Origin of the sequence: Kosakonia sp. BYX6, assembly GCF_038449125.1 — a bacterium.
GTDB lineage: Bacteria > Pseudomonadota > Gammaproteobacteria > Enterobacterales > Enterobacteriaceae > Kosakonia > Kosakonia calanthes.
The window spans coordinates 802,347-827,415 of sequence record NZ_CP151800.1; the positions used below are offsets into that span (position 1 = coordinate 802,347).

The window sequence follows — 25,069 nt, forward strand, 5'->3', positions numbered from 1 at the left end:
ATGTGCATAGGCGTGCCCGGCCAGGTGGTGGCCGTTGGAGAAGATTTTCATCAACTGGCGCAGGTGGATGTGTGCGGCGTTAAGCGCGAAGTGAATATCGCACTGGTGTGCGAAGGCCATCCGCGCGAGTTGGTGGGGCAGTGGGTGCTGGTGCACGTCGGTTTCGCCATGAGCGTGATTGATGAAGAAGAAGCGCGGGCGACGCTGGAAGCGTTAAGAAACCTGGAACTTGACGATTTTGCGCCTCAGGGGTGAGGCGCGTCGGTGATCATATGGGTGACCAGCGACAGGTTGCCGATTTTCACTTCACTGGCGCGGTAAAACTTACTCTTATCAATCAACAGCAGCGATTGTTGTGACCGGCGCAGTAACAGCGATTTAAACGCCGCGTTGTGCCGGGTCGAATCCCACATCTCTCCGGTTCCATCAATGCCCTCGCAGGAGAAGACAAACAGGTCGATCTCCAGCGATTTCAGCAACCCGGCAAGCGCCGGATTGACGTAACAACGCTCGGTACGCGCTAAGCGCCCGCCAGAGCAAATCAGTTCAATGTTTTGCCGCCGGGCCACGGCTTCGCACACCGGCAAACTATTGGTAAACACCGTTAAGGGAATATCCGGCAACTGCCGCGCGAGGTGAAAACAGGTCGAGCTGGCATCGAGCGCCAGCGTCATGCCTTCTTCCACCCAATTCAGCGCATGGCGGGCGATATCGGCTTTATCCGCGTAGTGGCTTTTAAGCCGGGCGCGAAACGGCTCGCTGCCATCCTGAAACGCGGCGTGCAACGTGCGGGCGCGACCGTGACGGCGCACAATTTTGCCCTGCGTTTGTAGCAGGTTGAGATCGCGGCGAATGGTTTCCACGCTCACGCCGAGTTGCGCGGCAAGTGCGGCGGTGGTTATTGATTCGTGATCGCTCAGAAGCTGCAAAATCGCCCGCTGGCGCACGTTTTTCATGGCGATGCCTCGGCAAGCGTTGCGAGCAACATCAGCGTCTGACCAATGGCCGCGCCAACCGACGCTTCGCCATTGTCCAATTCGAAGGGCGCCAGAATCGCGCGCAGGCAGTTATGCGCGGCGCTGAGTTTATTACGCGCATCGCGGGCTATCCGCACCAGCCGGGCATTATGCTTTTTCAGGTTCTGGATCTGCTGTTTTAGCGCGCTTTCAGACATTTGACGGGTTTATGGGTAAATAAAACGCATTTTTACGACTTATTGGCGTTATGTAAATACGATGTGAAAAAAACAGCAGAAGGTGCCGGGAGGGGGGAAAAGAACCGGGCGAAAAGCCGCCCGGTATAGAAGATTACGCGCTGCGTTTGTCTTCGGTATTGGTGTCGAAATCGCTGGCGTCATGGCGCTCGTGCAGTTGCTCATGTGGCTCGCCATTGGTGCGGTTTACGATGCGTCCGCGTTTTACCGCCGGGCGTTCGGCAATCTCTTTCGCCCAACGCTGCACGTTTTTATAACTGCCAGCGTCGAGGAACTCTGCCGCGCCATAAACACTGCCCAGCGCGATGTTGCCGTACCACGGCCAAATAGCCATATCGGCAATCGTATATTCATCGCCTGCCACGAACTTGTGGTTCGCCAGTTGCTTATCCAGCACGTCAAACAGACGTTTGGCTTCCATGGTAAAGCGGTTGATGGCGTACTCGATTTTCACCGGCGCGTAAGCGTAGAAGTGACCAAAACCGCCGCCGAGGAACGGCGCAGAGCCTTGCAGCCAGAATAACCAGTTTAGCGTTTCGGTGCGCCCGGCCAGATCTTTTGGCAGGAAGTGACCAAATTTCTCTGCCAGATACAGCAAGATAGCGCCAGATTCAAACACGCGCGTCGGCGGCGTGGTGCTATGGTCGCGCAATGCCGGGATTTTGGAGTTTGGGTTCACGTCGACAAAACCGCTGGAGAACTGCTCGCCTTCACCGATGCGAATCAGCCAGGCATCGTACTCCGCGTCGCTAACGCCTTTTGCCAGTAGCTCTTCCAACAAAATTGTCACTTTCTGGCCGTTCGGCGTGCCGAGCGAATAAAGCTGCAACGGATGTTTGCCCACCGGCAACGTTTTTTCATGTGTCGGGCCGGAAACCGGGCGGTTGATATTAGCAAACGCACCGCCGCCGGATTTATCCCACGTCCAGACTTTCGGTGGTTGATAGTTGTCTGACATATTAGTCTGCCTTTCTATTGGTGTGTTGAATGGAATTGCAACGACTTGCCATGCAGTGTAGCAGTTACCTCCGGTGATGACGCAACGGCTACGCTATTTTTATCCAGTCTTATACGTTATTTTTTATAAAATAATCTGACTTAAAATAGACTTTTTAATATTCCTTCGCTTTAAGCGAAATTGTCATTTTTATTTACCGCTGCTCGCTTATTTTGAATTCAGCTGTATTGGCCGCAGATTAACCATTATTTGTTATTAAAATGTTTTATTAGGCGGTCGATAATCGATATGAGGGTATTCTTTTCGACTCAATCTGGAGGAGTCATGAGCTAATTATCTGGTCATAAATAGCGGAGATAATGATGCAGGAAATTCAGGCGATTCAGGCAAGCCCACCGCTTGCGACAACAAAAGAAAACACAACGCACAAATCGGCTTTATCCACCCATACGGAAAGCCCAACGGACGGCAGCGCTTATCAGGATGACAGCATCAAAGTCACGCTTTCCAGTCGCGTAGAAGGCCATAAAGAAATAAAGGATATCAAAGACGAACAGCCCGTTCACGAAACAAAAAAAACGGAAAATCATGAAATTGATTATTCGCTGGCGATGTCGGGTATTCCGCAATTTGGCGGGCGGCTAGTGACGCTGGTGAAATACCCGGACGGCAGAACGGAAATGATTGATGCCTTTTCCGGTAAAGAGGTGACGCAAGAAGAGTTACAACAGGCGCAAATGCAGCAAGAGGGCAGCGAAGCAACGGAACAAGCCGAGGTTCAGCAAGTGCAAATTGCCACCCCCGGTGAATCAACACCCACGGACAGCGAATAAAGCGTTGGTCGCGATTTAATAAATATATTTTATATTTTGGTGGCGTGCTTAAGAAATAACGCAGCTTCAATACTTATATTTGGCTTTAGTCGAAATAAAGCATCTTTTATTTTCAGCAGGGTATTTGCTGAGGATATCGGCTTGTTTGCTTTTGCGTCTCACGAACGGCTTACTGGCTCAGCCGCCTGTGATGCAGGTGGCTGAGCGTGAGCCGGTTCAGGAATGGTTTTGCGCGATATAGTAAGGTTGCTAACTTTTGTGTTGGGGCGCTATTTTCCGCTATTCGGCGGCACAAAAACCGCTGAAAAAATAGGGGATTAACGTTTTTTCAGCGCCTGGCTTTGTTATGTTTGTCTTTGTATTCAGCAACGGCCTGGTTGATGTTATCCGTTTCGATGGTGTCAACTTTTTCACCTTCAAAAAACACTTCATAATGACCGGACACATATTTGAAGGTGAATATTTTATCCTGGTAACGAACCCGTTTTTCTTTAACCGACAAGCCCATACTGCGCATAGCCACGCGAGCCATTGTGTCTATCTTTTTAGTTTTCATGATTATTTACTTACCGTTTCAGGTTGTTTGCGATGCCTGATTTTGAACGACGACGGTGATGTTAATTTTTTACCCTCAGAAAGGAAAGTAGAGGTTGCCAGAAAATCCCCTATAAGAATAGGTGAAATATTTGTCTGAGGCTTAATGATTTCCTAATCTTTTGATTATTCAGCGGCAATTAAGGGCAATATTAAGCCGTTTCTTATCTCTGCCAGATATAAATTCCGCGCTTTTCCCTGCTGAAAGTTTCTGTTCTTAGCATTATTTTTTTGTGTTACGTGGACATTTTTCAGAAATTATCAATAAAACGTTTCACCGCCGGAGAGCGCTCGAACTTGCGCCAGGCCAGCGCGACATCCGTTTTCAGCGCCTTTTCGACGATGGAATGGAAAGTGACCAGTGGATGTCCAGAACAAGCCATGGATTGCGGAATCAGCGCGAAACCAAAACCGGCGGCCACCATACTCAGCGACGAGGAGAATTGCGACGCCTGCTGCCGGGTTTCCAAATTCACACCCGCGTGCAGACAGGCGTTGTACACCAGATCATAAAGCCCCGGAGCCACGTCTTGCGGGAAAATAATGAGCGGTGTTTTCTGAAGCTCGGTGAGGGATATTTCGGCTCTGGCGGACAGCGGATGCGTGCGGTGCAGCGCAATCAGCATCGGTTCTTCATCGATCAATTTGAGGTTGAACGTTTTGCTGTTTTCACATGGCAGGCGCACAAACGCGACATCAATCACCCCTTCATCCAACTCCTGCATCAACGTCGCCATATTGTCCTCTTTTTGATACAGCGCCACCTGTGGGTAACGATGCTGGAACTGGCGCAGCACCGAGAAAAACCGCGTGTGGAAGGCGTTGGAACTGGTGACGCCAAGATACAGCTTGCCGTTGATTCCCCTGGCAACGCCTTTCGCTTTTTCCAGCGCCGCATCGCTCATCGCGAGGATTTGGCAGGCATCTTCATAAAACGCTTCGCCTGCTTCCGTCAGCGTGACGCCGCGCGTTTGGCGGTGAAACAGCGGCGTGCCCACTTCCTGTTCGAGGCGGCGAATTTGCTGGCTCAGCGGCGGCTGCGACATCCCCAGCATTTCTGCGGCGCGGGTGAAATGTTGCGTCTGCGCAACGGCGACAAAATAGCGTAGATAACGAAGTTCCATATCGAAAGCATCTCAAACCCTGATGGTTTGTATATTGGAATCCCTCGCTGAAACGAGTCAATATTTAATCAGATTTTCTAATCGTTCACACAGCGAGGGAAACGATAATGAATCAAGTAACTGATTGTTCTTGTGAAGAAAATTTGCAGGAAACAATTCGTGCTTTTTCTAAAAGCAAGCCAAACAGCGTGATATATCAAACATCGCTAATGAGTGCCCTCCTTAGCGGTGTTTATGAAGGTAGCACGACTATTAAAGATCTGCTCACTCATGGCGATTTTGGGCTGGGCACATTTAATGAGCTGGACGGTGAATTGATCGCCTTCAACAGTGAAGTCTATCAACTGCGCGCTGACGGCAGCGCCCGCGAAGCGCAAGCCGACCAGAAAACGCCGTTCGCGGTGATGACCTGGTTCAAGCCGCAGTACCGCCAGCAGTTTGATAAACCGATCAGCCGCCAGGCGTTGCACGAGGTTATCGATAAACAGATCCCTTCCGATAACCTGTTTTGCGCCCTGCGCATTGATGGCCATTTTCGCCATGCGCACACCCGCACCGTGCCGCGCCAGACGCCGCCTTACCGCGCAATGACCGATGTTCTCGACGATCAACCCGTGTTTCGCTTCAACGGCCGCGACGGCGTATTGGTTGGCTTTCGCACGCCGCAGCATATGCAGGGCATCAACGTCGCGGGCTACCACGAACACTTTATTACTGACGATCGCCGCGGTGGCGGTCATCTTCTCGATTATCAGCTCGAAAACGGCACGCTGACCTTTGGGGAAATCTATCAATTGATGATTGATTTGCCTGCAGACACGGCGTTCCTCAATGCGAATTTGCACCCGGACAACCTGGATGCCGCAATACGTTCAGTGGAAAGCTGATACCCATTTAAAGGAGTGACTTATGAGCAAAGAACGCCATACACAGCAGTGGGCACACGGTGCCGACATGGTGGTGGGTCAACTGGAAGCTCAGGGCGTTAAACAGGTTTTCGGCATTCCCGGCGCCAAAATCGACAAAGTGTTTGATTCCCTCCTCGATTCAGCGATTCAAATTATTCCGGTGCGCCACGAAGCGAACGCCGCATTTATGGCGGCAGCCGTTGGGCGCATCACTGGCAAAGCGGGGGTCGCGCTGGTGACCTCCGGCCCTGGCTGTTCCAATTTGATCACCGGCATGGCGACGGCCAATAGCGAAGGCGATCCGGTGGTGGCGCTGGGCGGCGCGGTGAAACGCGCGGATAAAGCCAAGCTGGTGCACCAAAGCATGGATACGGTGGCGATGTTCAGCCCCGTCACCAAATACGCGGTGGAGATCTCGTCTTCAGACGCCATTGCCGAAGTGGTGTCGAACGCCTTTCGCGCCGCCGAACAGGGGCGGCCAGGCAGCGCGTTTGTCAGCATTCCGCAGGACATTTCAGACCAACCTGCCAGCGGGAATATCCTGCCGTCCGGCGCGCTGCTGAAGTTAGGCGCCGCGCCCGATTCGGTGGTTGACGAAGTGGCGAAACTGATCGCCAGTGCGAAAAATCCGGTCATCCTGCTCGGTTTAATGGCCAGCCGCCAGGAGAACACTGCCGCGCTGCATCAATTGCTGGAAAAAAGCCATATTCCGGTCACCAGCACCTATCAGGCGGCGGGCGCCATCAATCAGCAACATTTCAACCGTTTTGCCGGGCGCGTTGGGCTGTTCAGTAACCAGGCGGGCGACAGGCTGCTGCATCTGGCAGATCTGGTTATCAGCATCGGTTACAGCCCGGTGGAATATGAACCGTCGATGTGGAATATCGGTGACGCCAAATTGGTGCACATTGATGTGCTGCCCGCCTATGAAGAGCGTAATTACGCCCCGGATGTGGAACTGATCGGCGATATTGCCGGCACACTCGACAAGCTGGCGGCAAGAATTGAACAGCCGCTGATCCTCTCACCACACGCGTCGGAAATCCTCATTGAGCGGCGCAATCAGCGCGAGCTGCTCAGCCGCAAAGGCGCACACCTCAGCCAGTTCGCCATCCACCCGCTGCGCATTGTGCGGGCGATGCAGGACATCGTGAACAGCGACGTGACGTTGACGGTGGATATGGGGAGTTTCCATATCTGGATTGCCCGTTATCTCTACAGTTTCCGCGCGCGCCAAATGATGATTTCCAACGGCCAGCAGACGATGGGCGTCGCGTTGCCGTGGGCGATTGGCGCCTGGTTGGTTAATCCGGGGCGCAAAGTGGTGTCCGTTTCCGGCGATGGCGGATTTTTGCAATCCAGCATGGAGCTGGAAACCGCCGTCCGGCTGGGCGCGAATGTGCTGCACATTATCTGGGTCGACAATGCTTACAACATGGTGGCGATCCAGGAAGAGAAAAAATACCAGCGCCTCTCCGGCGTTAAATTCGGCGTGGTGGATTTTAAAGCCTATGCCGAGTCCTTCGGCGCGAAAGGGTTTGCCGTTGAAAGCACAGAGCAACTGGAGCCGACACTGCGCGCGGCAATGGACACGCACGGCCCGGCGGTGGTCGCTATTCCAGTGGACTACAGCGATAACCCGCTGCTGATGGGGCAATTAAATCTCAGCCAGATTCTTTGATAAACCAAGGAGATGTTATGAAAAAAGTCGCATTCGTGACCGGCGCCGGTCAGGGCATTGGCAAAGCCATTGCTTTACGCCTGGCAAAAGATGGCTTTGCTGTGGCGGTCGCTGACTATAACGCAGCGACCGCCAACGCGGTGGCCGACGAGATCAACAGCCACAATGGCAGCGCGATTGCCGTGACGGTGGATGTTTCTGACCGCGAGCAGGTTTTTGCCGCCGTCGAAGAAGCGAGAACAAAACTCAAAGGCTTCGATGTGATCGTCAATAACGCCGGGGTCGCGCCTTCTACGCCCATTGAGTCGATTACCCCGGACGTGGTGGATAAGGTTTATAACATCAACGTCAAAGGCGTTATCTGGGGGATCCAGGCGGCGGTTCAGGCGTTTAAAGCGGAAAAACATGGCGGCAAAATCATCAACGCCTGTTCACAGGCCGGGCATGTCGGCAACCCGGAACTGGCGGTGTACAGCTCCAGTAAATTCGCGGTGCGCGGGTTAACGCAGACCGCCGCGCGCGATCTCGCGCCGCTTGGCATTACGGTGAATGGTTACTGCCCGGGGATTGTGAAAACGCCGATGTGGGCGGAAATCGACCGCCAGGTCTCGGAAGCGGCGGGACAACCGCTGGGTTACGGCACGGAACAATTCGCCAAACGCATTACGCTTGGACGTTTGTCGGAACCGGAAGATGTCGCGGCCTGTGTTTCTTTCCTTGCCGGGCCAGATTCCAATTACATGACCGGCCAGTCGCTGCTGATTGATGGCGGCATGGTCTTTAGTTAAGCGTTTTACGGCTCGGACAAAGCCTTGCCCTTGCGAATGCGCAGGGGCTTTTTTATGCCCGCATATGCGTTTTTCGGCAAACCTGTGCAGAAATTCTCGTTTTGGTTAGCGACGAAATTGCGGTTAACTGGCAGTCTCAACCTTACGTGAGAACATGCTGATGAAGAGATTGCTGCAACAGTGGGTGGCTCGCCTCGCCCCGACGCTGCCAGTGCGGGTGGAAGAGGGAGAATATGACTCCGGACGCCATGTCGCGCTGCTGATCCCGCTCGGCCTGCTTTACGGCCTCGATTACCATCCTTCCGTATGGATTTACGATGAAAAATGAGCGCTTTCACCTGGTCATGCGTTACAGCTACTGGAATGAACTGTGCGCTGTGGATTAAAAGCCGTCTGACATCAGGCGGTTTTTTATTTCCCGCTGTCCTGTTTTATTTATGAAATAAATTAAATCATTTATCCTCATGCATTTAGTGAATGTATTTATATTTCACGATCTCAATACTGCGGAATAAAACCAGCTCTATCTCTCATTTCTTCATTTTTTAAGCATTTGCCCGGCTAATTTTTCTCGCCTTATGCCACTGCTCACAAATCCGATATATAAACTTGTATGGTAGTAGACTTAAAAATATGAAGAGGGATAACGTGAACGCCGTGACGCTTTTGTCGTAAACGGACTCCAGTAAAAACTGGACATGGTTTAACGAAAACAATCCTCTTATGGAGTTTTTATGTCCATGATAAATAAACAAATAGAACAGACTTATGGCACAGGTCTGGTTGGCTGCGGAGAAACGCGATGACCCGTAAAAACCGTAAAGTCACCATTCCCGTCAGTATCGGTTACGGTATGACGGATATTATGGGCGGCGGCGCATTTACCGTTATTGGCGCGTGGCTGCTGTTTTACTACACCACCTTTGTTGGCTTATCACCTCTGCAGGCAGCATCCATTGTGGCGATCGCGCGTATTGTTGATGCGGTCGTCAGCTTATTTATGGGCAGTTTTACCGACCATTTTTATAAAAATTATTTCGGTAAAAAATTTGGTCGCCGCCGTTTCTTTTTACTGATCGGCGCGCCGCTGATGCTGGTTTATATTCTGCTGTGGCTCAATGGCATGAACTTCTGGTTTTATCTCGCCGTTTACCTGGCGTTCGAGATTATTGCCGCGATGGTGCTGATCCCGTGGGAGACCTTGCCCTCAGAAATGACCAAAGATTTTAACGATCGCACCAAGCTTTCGACCTGCCGAATGTTCCTTTCCGCTTCCGGCACGTTCCTCGCCACGTTTATTCCGGGCCTGCTTATCGGCTGGCTGGGCGAAAAAAATGCCGATGCTTATCTGATCAACGGCATTGTTTTTGCGGTGTTGTTTATGTTCTGCGTCTTCCTGTCGTGGAAAGTGACCTGGGAGCGCGAATTGACGCCGGAAATGCTGGCCGAAATGGAAAAAACCGAGAAGGCCAAAAGCATGGCGCAGCAACTCTCGGGCATTGGCAAACTGTTTAAAGACTATGCCTCGACGCTGAAAGTGCGCGCGTTTCGCAAACATCTGGCTATCTACCTGTTCTCGTTTACCGCGAAAGATGTCTACAACACGGTGTTCGTTTTCTTCTGTGTTTACTGCCTGAACGTCTCTTCTTCGCTGGCGGGAACGCTGCTATCGATGAGCATTGTCGGCCTGCCGGTCACGCTGATTGCGGGTGTGGCGATCATCAAATACGGCCCGGCGCGGCTGTATGTTTTCGCCTATAGCCTGATGATGCTGTGTCTTGGCGGCTTTTTCCTGGTGTATCAATTCCCAACCGAAAACAAAGTGCTGCTGCTGGTGATCCTCGCCGGGGTGTACCAGATTGGGCGCTGCGTACTGGAATTCACGCCGTGGAACGTCTTTCCGTTTATCCCGGATATTGACGAAATGATCACGCGCCAGCGCCGTGAAGGGCTGTTTGCCGCGGTGATGACATTCTCACGTAAAACCACGGTTGCCATCGCGACGTTTGCGGTCGGTCTGTTGCTGCAAAGCGGTGGCTTTGTCAAAGGCAGCCAGGTACAGCCGCAGGAAGCCATTAACACCATCGTGATGCTGCTGTTTGTCGGTACGGTGGGTTTGTTGCTGGTGGCGTTGTGGCAGGCATTAACTTTCCATTTGAACAAGCGCACGCACCGGATTTTTGTTGAAGAGATGGATCGCCTGAAAGCGAACGGTCTGAAGCAAAATGTCACCCCGGAAGCGCGCCATATTGTGGAAGATCTCACCGGTTACCGCTATGACGACCTCTGGAGTGAAACCCCGGCAAAAGCGATGAAATCCGCCACGCCTTCATCCTCGTTAAGCTGATATCTCCATTCAGGCCATGCCGCTGCGCATGGCCTGAATTTTTCCTCTGTGTGTTATTTCCTCATATCCTTTACTCCCCTCCAGAAAATAGAAAGTAATTTGTATCATTGCTTTGCCTTTTATATCGGCTGAATAATGGCTGGTTAATATTATCTGATGGCGATCACATCAAGCGTTTTTTTAAAGTGAAAGTGTAAGAATGTGGTCATATATTGGCGTTGGCAATTGAGAAAGTTTACGTGGATGTGGAGGATTCTACCTTTTGTTTATATTGGAAAGGTGGGGGTCTTTCACCATAATAAATTTGTTATTACTGCCATCTATCAAATAAATCATGTCGTATTGATATTGCTTTCTCATATGCAAATGACCAATCCATTATTTGCAGGGGATAAACTATGTCGGATGTTAAAAATAGCGCTTTCTTTTCACGTTTTATGCTCTGGGTGCATGAACGATTTCCTTTGGCTAATCTGCCGCTGTTCGTTGTTATTTATTTTCTGTCGATGTGTGTTGCATCACTGGAAAATAAAAGTATGTCCCTGATGTCAATTATTGTAGGTAGCGTATTGTCTATTTCCTTCTTTTTGCTGTTGCGCGTACTTGATGAGCATAAAGATTATAAAGACGACTGCATCCACCATCCTGGGCGCGTTTTGCAGCGCGGTGTCATTCGCCTGGCGCACTTAAAAATCATCGGTGTTATTTGCGTAATTTTGCAGTTAGCGGGCATGTATTGGCTGTCGCCGGAACTCAAACCGCTGCTGATAAGCTGGGGGCTACTCCTGTTCTGGACAGGCTTAATGACCAAAGAGTTTTTTGCCCCGGAGTGGCTAAAGCAGCGCTTTTTCCTCTATGCCTTTTCCCATACGCTGATCATGCCGTTTATTATCTGGTGGCTGGCAACCTTAACGTATCCGCACGTGACGCTCACCCTCCCGTTGGTATTATTGATGTTTCTCTCTTTTATTTCCGGCCTGAGTTTTGAAATAACGCGAAAATGCAAAGGCCCGGATGAAGATAGGCCTGAAGTTACTACATATTCGCAATTATACGGGCGGCCATTATCGGTCTTCTTTATTATTTTATTATTGTGCGCGATGGCGCTGATGCAATATCTCCTGATTTTAAATGGCAAAGGTGCCGTGCCTGGCTGGTTTTATAGTATTAGCGGTGTGCTCACGCTTTTTACGATAGGACAACTGGTTCGCTTTCTAATCGCATCCAATAAAGTGAACAGAAAAAGAAATGAATTGATGGTTGGCTTAGCGATGATGGCAGGCTATCTGCTTTGCATTGTTGCACTGTATGACTAAATACACTGGGGAGTTTTTAATTATGGATGATGCAATAACTGCCGCAATTGTGGATGTTCAACCTAATGTTTTTACCTTATTACTGCCAACGGAAGAGCGCTGTAATTCTTTAAATTCATTATCGGAGGTGGCTTTATCGTTATATGGGCAAACCCTTCGTTTACCCGCAATGAAAGTGTTGACGAAAGAACGCCAGCAGAGCGGCGACTGGTTAGCGACATTAACTTGCCGCAGCGAGCAAGAAACAAAAAGATGCTACTGGCAATTAAAGCTTTGTCGTCCTCGCGAGGAAAAAGCAGAAGCGGCGGTCGCCTTACCCAAACGGCACCTTTATTCGTGGAGTGAAGACGATCGGCAAAAGAGGCTCGCGTATCTGCGACAGCATACCGGCCATCGCCTTGAGCAGATTGCCGCCACCCGTTTGCAGGCTGAAAAATTAAAAAAGAACCTTGAGGGGTTTATCGGCTCTGTTGAAATCCCGGTGGGTATCGCCGGGCCGCTGCTCATTAAGGGGCAATTCGCCGCGGGAACATTTTATGCGCCCATGGCAACCAGCGAAGGAGCGCTTGTCGCTTCGATGTCCCGGGGTGCCAGCGCCATCACGCAAAGTGGCGGCGCCACTGCACAAGTGATCGGCCAGCGAATGATGCGCGTACCGCGTTTTGAATTCCGCTCGGTGCGCGACTGCCGCACGTTTTGCGCGTGGGCGGAGGACTATTTAACGGAAATTCGCGCTGTTGTCGGCCTGCATTCCCGCTATGCGCGGCTCACCCAACTCACCCCGCGCGTGATCGGCAATGCCGTGCATCTCGCCTTTGTTTATCATACGGCGGATGCGGCGGGGCAAAATATGACCACCACCTGCACCTGGCAGGCCTGCCAGTGGATCCTCGCGCATCTTCCTCCCTCGCTGGCGCCGCAGCGCTACATCCTGGAAAGCAACCTGTCCAGTGATAAGAAAACCTCCTGGGGAAGCTTTGCGCAGGGCAGGGGAACGCAAGTGATTGCCGAAGCCACGCTGAGCGAAGCGGCCTGCCGGGCGCAATTAAGGATCGCACCCGCGCAACTGGTTGAGGCTTTTCACGGCTTTTGCGAAGGCTCCGTGGCGGCAGGCATGACCGGGCTGAACATCAACACCGCCAATGCGATTGCGGCGATGTTCACCGCGCTCGGTCAGGACATTGCCTGTAGCCATGAGTCCTCGCTTTCACAGCTTCAAATGCGCCTGACCCCGGAAGGCAACGTCTATTGCAGTATCACCTTGCCAGCGTTGATTATTGGCACCGTTGGCGGCGGCACCAACCTTCCCGATCAGGCGGAATGCCTGGCAATGCTCGGTTGCCAGGGGGAAAACGGCAGCCAAAGGCTGGCAGAAATCATCGCCGCGTTTTGCCTGGCGCTGGACATCTCAACGCTTAGCGCGCTAGCCAGCGATGAATTCGCCAAATCCCATGAAACCCTGGGCCGCCAGCGCGGAAAAGGGCACACCGGCAAAGGGATCAGCGACCCGTTGATCCACTGTTTTCACCACGCTCGCTATACCCCCGCCTGGGGTTCGCGCCCGCCGGTCGAAATCGCACCGGCTCGCTGGCAGGGCAACCAGAGCAGTATTCTCACCACCCTCAGCCCTAACACGACGATATTGCCGATCGGCATTTTCGCCTACCGGTTGCAGCGCGATGACGGCACCCACGCCGAGGTAATTGTGAAAAACAAGCCGCAAACCAGCGCCATCGCCAGTCTGATGGCGTCGTTGGCTGCGGGCTGCACGCCGACCATTCTTGAACATCTGGAACGCTGGCTTCCGTACAGCGAATTCAGCCACGCGCGGGAACGGGAAATGGCGATCGTCACGCAAACCGATCCGGCGTTTACCCGCCATATGCCAACACTTTACGGCACGTATGAAGACGGAAAACACAGCGTCATTATTGAGGAGTTGCTCCAGCATGAACCGATGTTGAACAGTATTTCGCGCGGTCTACGCTGGCAGCCTGCGCATATCAACGCGGCGTTAAAAGGCATCACCGAGGTTCATGCGCGCTGGTATCGCGAGCCAGACGCCCTGCAAACACGCTTTCAGCACATCGTTATTCCCGATGAGCAGCAGATTGCCGGCATGGTTCCGCTGTGGCAGGAGATCGCCGATTTCAGCCATCGCACTTATCCGGCGTTGTTCAACACCTCAATGCTGCATCACTGGTTATCCTGCGCGGAAACCAGCGCGGCGCAGTGGCGCGAGATCTCTTCCCTGCCGCGCACGTTGGTACACAACGATTTCAGCACCCGCAATATCGCGTTACGACAGGAGAACCAGCGGTTGTGCTGCTGGGATTGGGAATTGGCGACCGTGCATGTTCCGCAGCGCGATCTTGCCGAACTCTTGACCTACACCCTGACAGAAACCGCGACCAAACAAGAGGTCATGCGTCATGTGGAGTTTCACCGCCAGCAACTGGCAAACCAGCTAGGCACGCCGGTTCATGCCCAGGAGTGGTATCGCGGTTACTGCCTGGCGCTGCGCGATTATGGCCTCCGGCGGTTGTCGTTTTACTTAATGCTCCATCACGTCAATCCGCAACCGTGGTTTCCCCCGATTTTGAAAACATGGGCGCGGCTGGTCGAACTCACCCAACATCGGTTTTAAAAGGAATTAACATGGACTCTTTCTATTCTGCCGCCGAAGCGGTTGTGCTGGACGATAACCAGTTGGGCGGAAAAGCCGCCAATCTCCTGTGGCTGACATCGCATGCTTACCCTGTCCCGGAGTGGTGGATTGTCACCGCCGATACTATGGAAACGATGTTGCAGCAGGACGAAACGGCATCGCAATTGCGCGCGCAATTATCTGCCGACGCTTCCGCGCAAGACATAGAGGTGATTGCCGGGAAAATCTGCGCGCGCATCGCGCAACTGCCGCTGCCGGATGCGCTAATGGAGGCGCTGGCCTCGTTGGAGGCAGACATTTTCTGGGCGGTGCGCTCATCGTGTAGCGATGAAGATACCAGCCACGCCTCTTTTGCCGGACAGATGGACAGCTTTTTGTTTCAGCGCGGCCAGATGCAGCTTGCCGATGCCATCCGGCAAGTGATGATGTCGGCCTGGAGTACGCGCGCCGTGGCATATCGCCTGCAAAAAGGGCTGTCGTTACGCGCGATTCGTTGTTCGGTCATTATTCAAAAGATGGTCGAAGGCGAGACGTCAGGCGTGCTGTTTACCGCCCATCCGGTGACCGGTTCGCGCCAGACGATGCTGATTTCAGCGGCGTGGGGCACCGGCGAAGGGGTGGTTTCCGGCCAATGCAGCACCGATGAATTCACCGTGCCGCTGCATGGCGATGACTTCACCCAGGCGCTCAGCCAGAAAACGACCGCCGTGGTTTTCGACAAACGCGGCGGCAGCGGCACCAAAGAAATTTCTCTTGATGAAGACAAAGCGGCGGCCGCGTCACTCACGGCACAGCAAGTTCTGGCGCTGCGTGCGCTGGGCGCGGACATCGCAAAACAGCTTCGCGCCCCGCAGGATATTGAGTGGACAATCAAAGATAACCACATTTATTTGCTGCAAACGCGGCCCATAACTCATCTGCCGAAAGACCACGGCTGCGTGAACGATACGTTGATTTGTGACAATGCCAACATTCAGGAGTCCTATTGCGGCATTACCACACCGCTGACTTTTTCCTTTGCCCGCGCCGCCTACGCGACCGTGTATGAGCAAACCTTGCGGCTGATAGGCAGCTCCGCCAAAGAGAGCGATGCGCGCAAAACTATCACCGACAATATGCTTACACTCGTTCGCGGGCGGGTCTATTACAACATCCAAAACTGGTATCGCGCGTTGTTACTTCTGCCGTCGTTCAATATGAACAAAACCGATATGGAAGCAATGATGGGGTTAGAGGAGCCGGTTGATATTGTTCAGGATAAACAGCTCTCCCGCCGGGAAAAACTCCTGACCCTGCCCGCAATGATAAATATGGCGGCACGCCTGCTTTACGCACAGCTTACACTGGAGACAAGGGTGCGTACTTTTCTGCAACATTATGGCGACGTGCAAGCGCATGTTGACCGGGACAATCTGCATACCTTATCGCCGGCTCAACTCATTGAATTACTGAAATACCTCGACGAAAACCTGTTAACCCGCTGGACGGCGCCCATCATTAATGACTTTTATGTCGCTCGCTTCAACGGCAAAGTTCAGCGCGTACTCAAGGCATTATGGCCGCAAGAGAGCGCACGGATCAGCGGCGATCTGCTGGTCGATGATGGCAATCTCATCAGCACCGAGCCGACCAAAAGATTGCTGGCGATGAGCATTTATGCCCGCCAGCGCCCACAGCTTGCCGCCATGATCCTCAATGATAACGGCACGCACCTGCTACCTCGCCTCAGGCAGCAGGATCCGCGCTTTTATCAGCAATGTATTGACTACATTGCGCTTTATGGCGATCGCACAATGGGTGAGCTCAAGCTGGAAACCCTCACTCTGCGCCAGGACCCCCGTTTTCTGTTCACCATCTTGCGTAATTACCTGAGCGCAGAAACTTTGCCGAAGAGCCAAAAAGGCAAACTGAAAGCGGCGGCGGAAGACGAGGTGTTCGCGCGGCTTTTGCAACAGTGCGGTAAACGTCAGTTGGCACGTTTTACACGCCATCTCGGCAAATTGCGCCGGGCGATCCATAACCGCGAAACCATGCGTTTTACCCGCACCAAAATGTTTGCCCTGTATCGCGACATTTATTTACAGCTTGGGCAACAACTGGCGCTGGAAGGCGTGCTTGCCGACGCGCGGGATATTTTTTGGCTCACGCGCGACGAAATTTACCAGGGCAAAGACGGCACGGCGGTGCAAACGGGTTTAAAAACCTTGATTGCGCAGCGCCGCGCCGAATATGAACACTATAAGCAACAGGAGGAACCCGCCAACCGTTTCTCCCTGACACAAACACTGTTTCAGCAGCAAACTTTGCGCCCGCAAAGCGCGGCGACCAATGGCGCAGAACTGCGCGGAACCGGGTGTTACCCCGGCAATGTGGAAGCGCCGGTCAGCCTGGTCTTTGCGCCGGAAAACGCCAGCAATCTGGCGGGAAAAATCCTCTGTACCGTGCGTACCGATCCCGGCTGGGCCCCGCTGTTTCCAGGCCTCAGCGGGTTGATTGTCGAGCGTGGTTCGATGCTATCGCACTCCGCCATTATCGCCAGGGAGATGGGCATCCCGGCGATTGTCGGCGTGCCGGACATTACCCGGCGCTTGCAGGATGGCGAAACCGTGCGGATGGACGGGGGAAGCGGCCTTATCGTCCGCCTGGCGGAGCAGAAAGGGGAGGATGCATGAACAAGCCCCTTATTGAGCAGGAGTGGCGGCCAGACGACACGCTGAGCATTGATTTCCTGGCGGTTGCGCAGCGGGTTTATGCCGATGATCCCTGGTGGCCTGGTGAAGATGCTGATGTGCTGGCGCGGCAATTTAGTTCCGCCAATCCCTTTACCCAACAGGGCAAAATCTGGACGGGATACATTCGCGGCGAAGCGCGTTTAGCCGGGTTTTCTGCGCTGTCCGCAACCGGGGAACGGGTGGTGAACTTTGGGTTTTGGGAAACCATTAACCTTCTCGCGCCCAATCAACGTTTGTTTAGCGCCCTGGCGCGCTGGGCGAAAGAACAAGGCGCGACGCGATTGGTCGGGCCGATTAATTTCAACACCCTTGGCAAGTTCCGGCTGCGGCTGGATTGCCCATCCTGCCCACCTTTTGCCGGGGAAGCGTATAACCCGCCGTGGTATCAGCACTTGCTCAGCGCGTTGGGTTTTCAAGAACGGGCGAAGTATTTTTCGCTGTACGACGATGCAGAAGTCATACAAAAGCGCCCATTACCGGATGAAGACACAAGCCGCTGGCGAAACGGCGACGTGACACTCCAGCCGCTGACCCCGGCGCTATGGGATAACCACCAGGATGCGCTTTATCGGGCGATTACTCAGAATTTTTCGAAAAATGTCGGCTGGACGGCCTGTAGCCAGGCGCTTTTTAACTGGCATTTCAATGCGCAAACCATAAAACCCTATTGCGACTCACCGGGCTCCTGCCTCGCTTTTGGCGCAGAGGGTGACATCGCCGGGTTGTTGTTCAGCCTTTATGACCCACGGAATCAAACAGGGCTGTTTAAAACCGTGATGATTGCCCCTCGCTATCGGCGCACGCCGCTTTACGCCACGTTAGTTCGCCACTTTCTCTCGAGCGTTGGAACCCGCTATCCACGCCTCGGCGTGGCACTTCTTAACTGGCAAGGGCCAACAACCCGCACTTCGCTGCAAATGTGTTGTGGTGCCAATAAAGCCTTTCACGATTACGCCCTTTTTTCCCGGGAGATAACCCATGAATTATTGTGAACACTTGCTGGAGCACCAACAGCGCACGCCTGATTTGCCAGCACTTCGCTATTTTCTGCCTGACGGCGAATGGGCAACACTCAGCTATACGCAGTTGCTGGCTCGGGCGGCGGTTTATCAAAGTTGGATGAACAACGCCGGGCTAAAAGCGGGTGATCGACTTTTAGTGTTGATGAGGCCGGGGGCGGATTTTTACGCCTTGTTGTACGCCATGCTTGGCGCGGGGATTGTGCCGGTGCTGGTGGAAAAAGGGATGTCGGTGAAAAATCTGCGTGGCTGCCTGCAACAGGCACGCCTTAGCGCGGTGCTGGTGGAGAAGGGCATCGCAACACGATGGTTTTTACTGCCGGAACTGTGGTCTGTCCGCCGCTTCACCTTCGACGCGAAACGGTACTTTATGGCGCATTTGCCGGATTTTGCGGATCAAGCATCCGGCAACGATGGCCGCGAATTTCACACCCTTCTCGTCGATGACGACACGACGGCGCTGATTACCTTCACTAATGGTTCCACCGGCTTGCCGAAAGGCGTGCCGCGCTCACATCGCTCGTTACTGGCGCAAAGCCGCGCGCTGGCGCACTTTTTCCCGCAACAGCAACACCGTGACATCAGCTCTTTTCCCGTGCTGACGCTGTTCTGCCATTTTCTTGGCGGCTGTAGCTATCTTCTGCCACCTGCCGAAAAAGACGGCACGCTTCCTGTGCAACTGATTGCCCAAACCATCAACAGTGAAGCGATCACCCGGCTAAGCGTCTCGCCCGCATGGATACACCAGCTACTGGAGTACGCCGATGAGCAAGACGCGGTTTTTTCATCGGTAAAACAGGTGATTATTGGCGGCGCGCCTGTTACCCCGCGCTTACTGCTTGGTTGCTTACGCTATTTCCCGTTGGCGAAGTGCGGCGTGAATTATGGCGCGACAGAAGCCGAGCCGATCAGCTATATCGACATGGCAACGCTGCTGAAAGAGTGGCACCAGCGACCGGGTTATCTCGCCGGTGCCGTGGGGGAGGGGACTCAGATTCTCATTCGCCGCCAGCCTTGTTCCCGTCCGCAAGAAATCGTGCCCCTGCCCGCAGAAACCGAAGGCGAAATCCTGGTGAGCGGGCCGCAGGTGCTGGAAAGCTACCTTAACAACCCAGAGGCTGATTACCTGAACAAAATCACAGACAGTGCAGGGCGCATCTGGCATTGCACGGGCGATAGCGGCTTTCTCGACGCACAACATCGTCTCTGGTTAACGGGCAGGCTGAAGGATCAACTCCACACCCGCTCCGGTTTGTCGGTTTCGCCTTTTACCGTCGAGAAAAAGCTCAATGCGCTGCCCGGCATCAACGTCAGCGCCGTGGTGCAGGGCGCGCAGGATGAGATCGGCGTGGTGCTCTCCAGCGCAGCGCGTTGCCGTATTGCCGCACCGTTGCTGGCTGACATGTTTCCGGGCGAGGCGGTCAGTTTTTATGTGCTGGCATCGTTTCCTGTTGATGCGCGCCATCACAGCCGTATCGATCGCGCGCGTCTGCGCCAGCAAATAAAACAGCGCAAGCTCAAGCCCATTAATCCAGGAGAGCACTCATGAAATACCCGTTTATTGTTCGTCTCACCCTGGCGGATTACGTCACGCTGGCGGGCATGGTTGTTGCGCTGTGCGCTCTGTATACCGCGCTGTTGGGGCATGTTTGGCTGAGCATTAGCCTGCTTTACCTGGCGATGCTGGCGGATGCGTTGGATGGCAAACTGGCGCGCTTTTTAAAAAGCGAGCGGCCCTTTGGCCGCTACCTGGATGGGTTTTGTGATGTGCTGATCTACCTCATCGCGCCCGCTTTGCTGTTCTATTGCAGCGGTTTTCGCGGCGGCTGGTCGTTATTCAGCGCGCTGATGATCATTTGCGGCTGCCTGCGCCTTGCCCGTTTTAATGAGTCCGGCAACATTACCCATAATGCCGTGCTCGCCTACCGGGGTATGCCGGTGTTCTGGAGCGTTTTCATCCTCAGCGCCTGGAAGCTTGGGCAACTTTCTCTTTCCCCTGTGTTGAGCGCGGTTCTGCTGAGCCTGGCGCTGGTGGTGTTCAGCGTGGCGATGATAACCGATCGTCCTTTTTATAAGTTCTCTTCATTGGCGGTGATTATTGCGCTGTGTCTCGGCGGGATTACGCTGTTTGGCCTGTTGCACCTGGGGGTTATCAATGGTTAGCGCGCTGTGGCAACTCTGGCTGCCGTTACTGCCGGTCATGATTGCGGGCTGCGTGCATATGGCGATCGTTACGTTGAATTTATTGCCGTGGCTGGCCGTTCCGCTTAATGAGCAAGTGTTTGGGCGCAACAAAACCTGGCGCGGTTTTATCGTCGTTCCGCTCATTAGCCTGCTGGTTGGCCCGCAGTGTTTGGGCGGGAATATTGCAAACCCGATGCTGCTGGGCGGGGTCACTGGTCTGGGGTATATGCTCGGCGAACTGCCCAATTCCGCGCTGAAACGCCGCCTCGGCATCCCTCCAGGTGAGCAGCCCACGCGCTATAAAGGCTTGTTTATGTTTCTCGATCAGGCTGATTCCGGGGTGGGCGTGGCGCTGGGTTGCCAGTGGGTGCTGGCGCTGAATTGGGGGCGGACACTGGCGCTGTTGGTGATGTTTATCATCACTGTTCCGCTGGTGAAATATGGGCTTTTTCGCCTGTCGCTAAAAAAAAGCCGCTTCTGAATTAGGCGATAAGCGTGATGACGTTATCGCCTGCCAGCGCGTAATAGCCCGTGAGCTGACTTCCCTGGGGGCGGCTTGCAGCCAGCGTTTGCGTCAGTTGCAACGTGATGCGCTGCGTGAACGTATCAAGATGGCAAACCCGAGCGGCGGCAAAATCAAAATAGTGTCCCACTTCGGGGTAGAGCGCTTTGTAGAGGCTCTCTTTGGCGGAAAAGGCTATCAGTAGTGCGGTTTCATAAGGGAGATCGCAGCCCGCGAGCAGCGCCTGCTCTTGCGGGCTGGCAAATATATCGACGGTTTCGCGCATGGTTTCTGGCGCCAGTACTTCAATATCAATCCCCAACGCGAGCCCCGCGCGGCGGCGGGCAATAATGGCGATAGCGTGATCGTGAGTGTGAGACAAACTGCCGCACCAGCCCGCCGGCCAAACAGGGGAGCGATCCGCTGCGCTGCTTACGTTGGCGTAACACTGCTGATTTTGCAGTAATAGTTTTGCGCCGTAGCGCGCCGCCAGATATTCCGCCCGCCGCTTTACTCCTGCTGAATGCAGGTTCGGCGGAAAAGGGATGGCGTAGCGGGTAAACAGGGTGTCCTGATAAGCGCGCCGGTCAAAGGCTATGTGGCAGTAGCAAATATCGGGAACGGGGGCAATCGATCCCATATCGATATGGGACAAGAAAGGCGGTCGTGCGCTGTGGGTGAATGAAGTAAACATGGCGCGATTACATCATCAGATGAAAAGAAAAACCCCCGCCGTAGGCGAGGGTTCAGAATAAGTGGTGCCCGGACTCGGAATCGAACCAAGGACACGGGGATTTTCAATCCCCTGCTCTACCGACTGAGCTATCCGGGCAACGGGGCGCATTAAACCTGATTCGCCGCGCTCCGTCAACGAAATTTCTTTATTTCGCAGCAGACTGCACAATCTATCACCACTTTGCGAGCATTGCACGTGCGCTCAGGCAAAAAACGCCGTCCACAGGGCGGAAAGCGGCATTGCCAGCACCAGCGCGGGCAGCATATTCGCGACGGCGAACATCTTGATTCCGCAAATGCGCAGCCCCGTAGCCAGCAGCAAAATCCCGCCCACGGCGGTGAAATCGCCCATCATAGCGGGCGTAGTCAACGGCAGGATCAGCGTCGCGCAAGTGGCGAGCGAGAGTTGAACAATCAGCATCGGTACGGAAATCATCGCCACCGCAAAACCCAGTGACGTCGCGAAAATCACCGCCGTGAAGAAATCGAGAAACGCTTTGGCAATCAAAATGCTGGGATCGCCGGTCATCCCTTCGCGCATCGCGCCGAAAATCCCGGTGCCGCTGGCGCAAAACAGAATAATGATAGCCACCAGACTCTGGATAAACGTCTCATGGGCGCTGTTGGCCGCTTCGCCCGTTTTGCGTTTTTGCATCACATTGCGCAGCGCGTTGACTCCGCTGCTAATGCCGCGCTCGACATAACAAAGCTCGCCAATCAGCGTACCGACCAGCGTCGCCAGCACCATCACCGGCAGGTTGACGCATTTCACCACCAGCAAAATGCCAATGCCTAACGATGCAAGGCCGAAAATCGACGGCATGGATGAGCGCACGCGCTCCGGCAGGCGGTGGCTAAGCAGCGCACCCAGCGTCCCGCCGACTAAGACGGCAGCAGCATTGATAAAGGGACCCGTCAGCACGTTGATTCTCCATTGATGAATAATAAGGCGCATAAGATAGCATTTTTATTCGAGTGCAATGCCGCCCAGGTTGCGCCTCCCTGGGAAAAATGACATGATTGCGCGAATTTTCTTCCACCCAACGGGGCCGCCGGATGACGCATCTTTTAGCCGTTTACCGCATGCTTAGCGCCACTGCGCAAATGAGCGCCCGTTTCATTTTATCCCATACTTCACTCACCATGCGGTGAGGGTAACGCACGCTCACTGTAGGACAACAGTAAGATCAGAAGCGTTCTGCTTTTACTGATGTCTGGCGGTCGGAGCTGATTCCAGTCAGACACATTCGTTGGGCGAAGCAGCTGCTTTGCCTGGGGCTTTTTACTCCCCTGAAACGGGTATTTGTGCTTATGAACTCACTGAAAATTGCCGTCAGCCGTGAGCTGGTATCTTTGCTTTCCACGCACCGCGAAGTGGTGACGCTGGACAGTACCGATTTCACGGATGTGGCGGCAGTCGTCATGACAGTAGCGGAGAGCCGCAGCGGTATTCTCGCGCTGCTCAAACGCACAGGCTTCAATGTGCCGGTCTTTTTATTCTCGAACGAGCAGTTTGAAACGCCAGAGGGCGTCACGGCGGTGATCGCCGGTAAAGATCAGGAGTGGCTAGAGCTGGAAACCGCCGCCTGCGACTATGAAGACAACCTGTTGCCGCCGTTTTTCGACACCCTGCGCCAGTATGTCGAAATGAAGAACAGTACCTTCGCTTGCCCTGGCCATCAGCACGGCGCATTCTTCAAAAAGCACCCGGCAGGCCGCCAGTTTTACGACTTCTTCGGTGAGAATGTGTTTCGCGCCGATATGTGCAACGCCGACGTCAAACTGGGCGATTTGCTGATCCACGAAGGCTCCGCCAAACACGCGCAAAAATTTGCCGCGAAAGTGTTTAACGCCGACAAAACCTATTTCGTGCTTAACGGCACTTCTGCCGCCAACAAAGTCGTGACCAACGCGCTGCTGACCCGTGGCGATTTAGTACTGTTCGATCGCAACAACCACAAATCCAACCACCACGGCGCGTTGATCCAGGCGGGCGCAACGCCGATCTATCTGGAAGCGGCGCGCAACCCATTTGGCTTTATTGGCGGTATCGACGATCACTGCTTCGACGGCAGCTACCTGCGGGAATTGATCCGAGAGGTGGCACCGGAAAAAGCCGATCAACCGCGCCCGTTCCGCCTGGCGGTGATCCAGCTTGGCACTTACGACGGCACGATTTACAACGCCCGCCAGGTGATCGACAAAATCGGCAGCCTGTGTGACTACATTCTGTTTGACTCGGCGTGGGTCGGTTACGAGCAGTTTATTCCGATGATGGCAGACTGCTCGCCGCTGTTGCTGGATCTCAACGAAAACGATCCGGGGATCTTTGTTACCCAATCGGTGCACAAACAGCAGGCGGGTTTCTCGCAAACCTCGCAGATCCATAAAAAGGATAACCATCTGCGTGGCCAGGCGCGTTTTTGCCCGCACAAGCGCCTGAACAACGCGTTTATGCTGCACGCTTCGACCAGCCCGTTTTACCCGCTGTTCGCCGCGCTGGATATCAACGCCAAAATCCACCAGGGCGAAAGCGGCCGCCGCCTGTGGGCCGAGTGCGTTGAACTTGGCATTGAAGCGCGCAAGGCGATCATCGCCAACTGCAAGATGATCAAACCGTTTGTGCCGCCGGAGATCGCCGGTCGCCCATGGCAGGATCACCCCACCGACGTGATTGCCCGCGAGCGCCGCTTCTTCAGTTTCGAGCCGGGTGATAAATGGCACGGTTTCGATGGCTATGCGCGCGAGCAATATTTTGTCGATCCCTGCAAGCTGCTGCTGACCACGCCGGGTATTGATGCGCAAACCGGCGAATACACCGAGTTCGGCATTCCGGCGACCATTCTGGCGCACTTCCTGCGTGAGAACGGCATAGTGCCGGAGAAATGCGATCTCAACTCGATCCTGTTTCTGCTGACGCCCGCCGAAAGCGCCGAGAAAATGGCGCAACTGGTGGCGATGATTGCGCAGTTTGAACAGCATATTGAAGATGACACGCCGCTCGCCGACGTCCTGCCGACCATTTTCAATAAATACCCGGTGCGTTATCGCGATTACACCCTGCGTGAACTGTGCCAGGAGATGCACGATCTCTATGTCAGCTTCGATGTGAAAGATCTGCAAAAAGCGATGTTCCGCAAAGCGAGCTTGCCGCCGGTGGTGATGAACCCACAGGATGCCAACAGCGAATTTATTCGCGGCAACGTTGAGCTGGTGCGCATTAGCGAAGCCGAAGGGCGCATCGCGGCAGAAGGCGCGCTGCCTTATCCGCCGGGCGTGCTGTGCGTGGTACCCGGTGAAGTGTGGGGCGGGGCCGTGCAACGTTACTTTCTGGCGCTGGAAGAGGGCGTTAACCTGCTGCCGGGCTTTTCGCCTGAGTTGCAGGGCGTCTATTCCGAAACCGACACCGACGGCATTAAGCGCCTGTATGGTTACATGCTGAAGTAACGTCTTACCCCCTCGCTGCT

Annotated in this window: 21 protein-coding genes, 1 tRNA gene and 1 pseudogene; 15 read left to right on the plus strand and 8 right to left on the minus strand. The window is 53.9% G+C overall.

Translation table 11 applies throughout. The features are described from left to right. Positions 1-255 carry a hydrogenase maturation factor HybG gene (gene hybG, locus AAEY27_RS03770; protein ID WP_342323586.1) on the plus strand — a complete coding sequence of 85 codons (255 nt, stop codon included), beginning with the start codon at positions 1-3 and terminating at the stop codon, positions 253-255. Here the strand turns inward: hybG and fucR are convergent. The 3 genes and pseudogenes from fucR to yghU form a co-directional block, all read right to left on the minus strand. Beyond that, a complete protein-coding gene (fucR, locus tag AAEY27_RS03775; RefSeq protein WP_342323587.1) occupies positions 246-956 on the minus strand; it encodes an L-fucose operon activator in 711 nt (236 codons plus the stop codon). The two genes, hybG and fucR, sit on opposite strands and share 10 nt — an antisense overlap. 115 nt (positions 957-1,071) lie before the next feature. Next, a pseudogene (locus tag AAEY27_RS03780) lies at positions 1,072-1,174 on the minus strand (sensor domain-containing diguanylate cyclase); the annotation flags it as partial. 133 nt (positions 1,175-1,307) lie between these two features. Continuing rightward, positions 1,308-2,171 carry a glutathione-dependent disulfide-bond oxidoreductase gene (gene yghU, locus AAEY27_RS03785; protein WP_342323588.1) on the minus strand — a complete coding sequence of 288 codons (864 nt, stop codon included), beginning with the start codon at positions 2,169-2,171 and terminating at the stop codon, positions 1,308-1,310. A gap of 359 nt (positions 2,172-2,530) precedes the next feature. On the opposite strand from yghU, the gene AAEY27_RS03790 reads away from it, so the two are divergent. Next, on the plus strand, positions 2,531-3,004 hold the full coding sequence (locus AAEY27_RS03790; RefSeq protein WP_342323589.1) for a hypothetical protein: 474 nt from the start codon (positions 2,531-2,533) through the stop codon (positions 3,002-3,004). A gap of 328 nt (positions 3,005-3,332) precedes the next feature. Here AAEY27_RS03790 and AAEY27_RS03795 read toward each other — a convergent pair whose 3' ends face one another. Both AAEY27_RS03795 and AAEY27_RS03800 read right to left on the minus strand, forming a co-directional pair. Continuing rightward, positions 3,333-3,560, minus strand: coding sequence for a hypothetical protein (locus AAEY27_RS03795; protein ID WP_342323590.1), 228 nt, complete (start codon positions 3,558-3,560; stop codon positions 3,333-3,335). Positions 3,561-3,849: 289 nt separating this feature from the next. Continuing rightward, positions 3,850-4,722, minus strand: coding sequence for a LysR family transcriptional regulator (locus AAEY27_RS03800; RefSeq protein ID WP_342323591.1), 873 nt, complete (start codon positions 4,720-4,722; stop codon positions 3,850-3,852). Between the two features lie 107 nt (positions 4,723-4,829). Here AAEY27_RS03800 and budA point away from each other — a divergent pair, with 107 nt between their 5' ends. From budA to AAEY27_RS03860, 12 genes are all read left to right on the plus strand, one after another. Beyond that, on the plus strand, positions 4,830-5,609 hold the full coding sequence (gene budA / locus AAEY27_RS03805) for an acetolactate decarboxylase (protein ID WP_342323592.1): 780 nt from the start codon (positions 4,830-4,832) through the stop codon (positions 5,607-5,609). A 22-nt stretch (positions 5,610-5,631) separates the two neighbouring features. Continuing rightward, on the plus strand, positions 5,632-7,311 hold the full coding sequence (gene alsS / locus AAEY27_RS03810) for an acetolactate synthase AlsS (RefSeq protein ID WP_342323593.1): 1,680 nt from the start codon (positions 5,632-5,634) through the stop codon (positions 7,309-7,311). A gap of 17 nt (positions 7,312-7,328) precedes the next feature. Beyond that, on the plus strand, positions 7,329-8,099 hold the full coding sequence (locus AAEY27_RS03815; RefSeq protein ID WP_342323594.1) for a (S)-acetoin forming diacetyl reductase: 771 nt from the start codon (positions 7,329-7,331) through the stop codon (positions 8,097-8,099). A gap of 160 nt (positions 8,100-8,259) precedes the next feature. Further along, entirely contained in the window at positions 8,260-8,427 is a 168-nt protein-coding gene (locus AAEY27_RS03820) for a hypothetical protein (protein WP_342323595.1), read from the plus strand. A gap of 474 nt (positions 8,428-8,901) precedes the next feature. Further along, the gene (locus AAEY27_RS03825; protein ID WP_342323596.1) at positions 8,902-10,446 is read left to right on the plus strand and encodes an MFS transporter; all 1,545 of its coding nucleotides are present in this window, start codon (positions 8,902-8,904) and stop codon (positions 10,444-10,446) included. Between the two features lie 398 nt (positions 10,447-10,844). Continuing rightward, complete coding sequence (locus tag AAEY27_RS03830) at positions 10,845-11,762, plus strand: UbiA family prenyltransferase (protein WP_342323597.1); 918 nt, start codon at positions 10,845-10,847, stop codon at positions 11,760-11,762. Between the two features lie 175 nt (positions 11,763-11,937). Continuing rightward, positions 11,938-14,409, plus strand: a complete 2,472-nt coding sequence (locus AAEY27_RS03835; protein ID WP_342323598.1) for a hydroxymethylglutaryl-CoA reductase — start codon at positions 11,938-11,940, stop codon at positions 14,407-14,409. Positions 14,410-14,420: 11 nt separating this feature from the next. Next, on the plus strand, positions 14,421-17,102 hold the full coding sequence (locus tag AAEY27_RS03840; protein ID WP_342323599.1) for a phosphoenolpyruvate synthase: 2,682 nt from the start codon (positions 14,421-14,423) through the stop codon (positions 17,100-17,102). After that, positions 17,099-18,154: a hypothetical protein gene (locus AAEY27_RS03845; RefSeq protein ID WP_342323600.1), complete on the plus strand. Its 1,056-nt coding sequence runs from the start codon at positions 17,099-17,101 to the stop codon at positions 18,152-18,154. Before AAEY27_RS03840 ends, AAEY27_RS03845 begins: the two co-directional genes overlap by 4 nt. After that, a complete protein-coding gene (locus AAEY27_RS03850) occupies positions 18,141-19,730 on the plus strand; it encodes an AMP-binding protein (RefSeq protein ID WP_342323601.1) in 1,590 nt (529 codons plus the stop codon). The genes AAEY27_RS03845 and AAEY27_RS03850 overlap by 14 nt, the downstream gene beginning before the upstream one ends. Beyond that, positions 19,727-20,344, plus strand: a complete 618-nt coding sequence (locus tag AAEY27_RS03855; protein ID WP_342323602.1) for a CDP-alcohol phosphatidyltransferase family protein — start codon at positions 19,727-19,729, stop codon at positions 20,342-20,344. The genes AAEY27_RS03850 and AAEY27_RS03855 overlap by 4 nt, the downstream gene beginning before the upstream one ends. Then, complete coding sequence (locus AAEY27_RS03860; protein ID WP_342323603.1) at positions 20,337-20,846, plus strand: CDP-archaeol synthase; 510 nt, start codon at positions 20,337-20,339, stop codon at positions 20,844-20,846. The genes AAEY27_RS03855 and AAEY27_RS03860 overlap by 8 nt, the downstream gene beginning before the upstream one ends. Position 20,847: 1 nt before the next feature. Here the strand turns inward: AAEY27_RS03860 and AAEY27_RS03865 are convergent, their stop codons facing one another. The 3 genes from AAEY27_RS03865 to AAEY27_RS03875 form a co-directional block, all read right to left on the minus strand. Beyond that, a complete protein-coding gene (locus AAEY27_RS03865; protein WP_342323604.1) occupies positions 20,848-21,561 on the minus strand; it encodes a 4'-phosphopantetheinyl transferase family protein in 714 nt (237 codons plus the stop codon). Positions 21,562-21,623: 62 nt separating this feature from the next. Beyond that, positions 21,624-21,699: transfer RNA gene (locus AAEY27_RS03870), tRNA-Phe, on the minus strand. Between the two features lie 105 nt (positions 21,700-21,804). Further along, the gene (locus AAEY27_RS03875; protein WP_342323605.1) at positions 21,805-22,524 is read right to left on the minus strand and encodes a DUF554 domain-containing protein; all 720 of its coding nucleotides are present in this window, start codon (positions 22,522-22,524) and stop codon (positions 21,805-21,807) included. Between the two features lie 389 nt (positions 22,525-22,913). On the opposite strand from AAEY27_RS03875, the gene AAEY27_RS03880 reads away from it, so the two are divergent. After that, entirely contained in the window at positions 22,914-25,049 is a 2,136-nt protein-coding gene (locus AAEY27_RS03880) for an ornithine decarboxylase (protein ID WP_342323606.1), read from the plus strand. The last annotated feature ends 20 nt before the right edge of the window (positions 25,050-25,069 follow it).

What these genes read in the sequence shown, in the direction of transcription:
- budA (WP_342323592.1), top strand. Translation starts at nt 4,830, where the DNA reads ATGAATCAAGTAACTGATTGTTCTTGTGAAGAAAATTTGCAGGAAACA.
- fucR (WP_342323587.1), bottom strand. Translation starts at nt 956, where the DNA reads ATGAAAAACGTGCGCCAGCGGGCGATTTTGCAGCTTCTGAGCGATCAC.
- AAEY27_RS03865 (WP_342323604.1), bottom strand. Translation starts at nt 21,561, where the DNA reads ATGTTTACTTCATTCACCCACAGCGCACGACCGCCTTTCTTGTCCCAT.
- AAEY27_RS03850 (WP_342323601.1), top strand. Translation starts at nt 18,141, where the DNA reads ATGAATTATTGTGAACACTTGCTGGAGCACCAACAGCGCACGCCTGAT.
- AAEY27_RS03820 (WP_342323595.1), top strand. Translation starts at nt 8,260, where the DNA reads ATGAAGAGATTGCTGCAACAGTGGGTGGCTCGCCTCGCCCCGACGCTG.
- AAEY27_RS03840 (WP_342323599.1), top strand. Translation starts at nt 14,421, where the DNA reads ATGGACTCTTTCTATTCTGCCGCCGAAGCGGTTGTGCTGGACGATAAC.
- AAEY27_RS03845 (WP_342323600.1), top strand. Translation starts at nt 17,099, where the DNA reads ATGAACAAGCCCCTTATTGAGCAGGAGTGGCGGCCAGACGACACGCTG.
- AAEY27_RS03830 (WP_342323597.1), top strand. Translation starts at nt 10,845, where the DNA reads ATGTCGGATGTTAAAAATAGCGCTTTCTTTTCACGTTTTATGCTCTGG.
- yghU (WP_342323588.1), bottom strand. Translation starts at nt 2,171, where the DNA reads ATGTCAGACAACTATCAACCACCGAAAGTCTGGACGTGGGATAAATCC.
- AAEY27_RS03880 (WP_342323606.1), top strand. Translation starts at nt 22,914, where the DNA reads ATGAACTCACTGAAAATTGCCGTCAGCCGTGAGCTGGTATCTTTGCTT.
- alsS (WP_342323593.1), top strand. Translation starts at nt 5,632, where the DNA reads ATGAGCAAAGAACGCCATACACAGCAGTGGGCACACGGTGCCGACATG.
- AAEY27_RS03790 (WP_342323589.1), top strand. Translation starts at nt 2,531, where the DNA reads ATGATGCAGGAAATTCAGGCGATTCAGGCAAGCCCACCGCTTGCGACA.
- AAEY27_RS03855 (WP_342323602.1), top strand. Translation starts at nt 19,727, where the DNA reads ATGAAATACCCGTTTATTGTTCGTCTCACCCTGGCGGATTACGTCACG.
- AAEY27_RS03825 (WP_342323596.1), top strand. Translation starts at nt 8,902, where the DNA reads ATGACCCGTAAAAACCGTAAAGTCACCATTCCCGTCAGTATCGGTTAC.
- hybG (WP_342323586.1), top strand. Translation starts at nt 1, where the DNA reads ATGTGCATAGGCGTGCCCGGCCAGGTGGTGGCCGTTGGAGAAGATTTT.
- AAEY27_RS03800 (WP_342323591.1), bottom strand. Translation starts at nt 4,722, where the DNA reads ATGGAACTTCGTTATCTACGCTATTTTGTCGCCGTTGCGCAGACGCAA.
- AAEY27_RS03860 (WP_342323603.1), top strand. Translation starts at nt 20,337, where the DNA reads ATGGTTAGCGCGCTGTGGCAACTCTGGCTGCCGTTACTGCCGGTCATG.
- AAEY27_RS03815 (WP_342323594.1), top strand. Translation starts at nt 7,329, where the DNA reads ATGAAAAAAGTCGCATTCGTGACCGGCGCCGGTCAGGGCATTGGCAAA.
- AAEY27_RS03795 (WP_342323590.1), bottom strand. Translation starts at nt 3,560, where the DNA reads ATGAAAACTAAAAAGATAGACACAATGGCTCGCGTGGCTATGCGCAGT.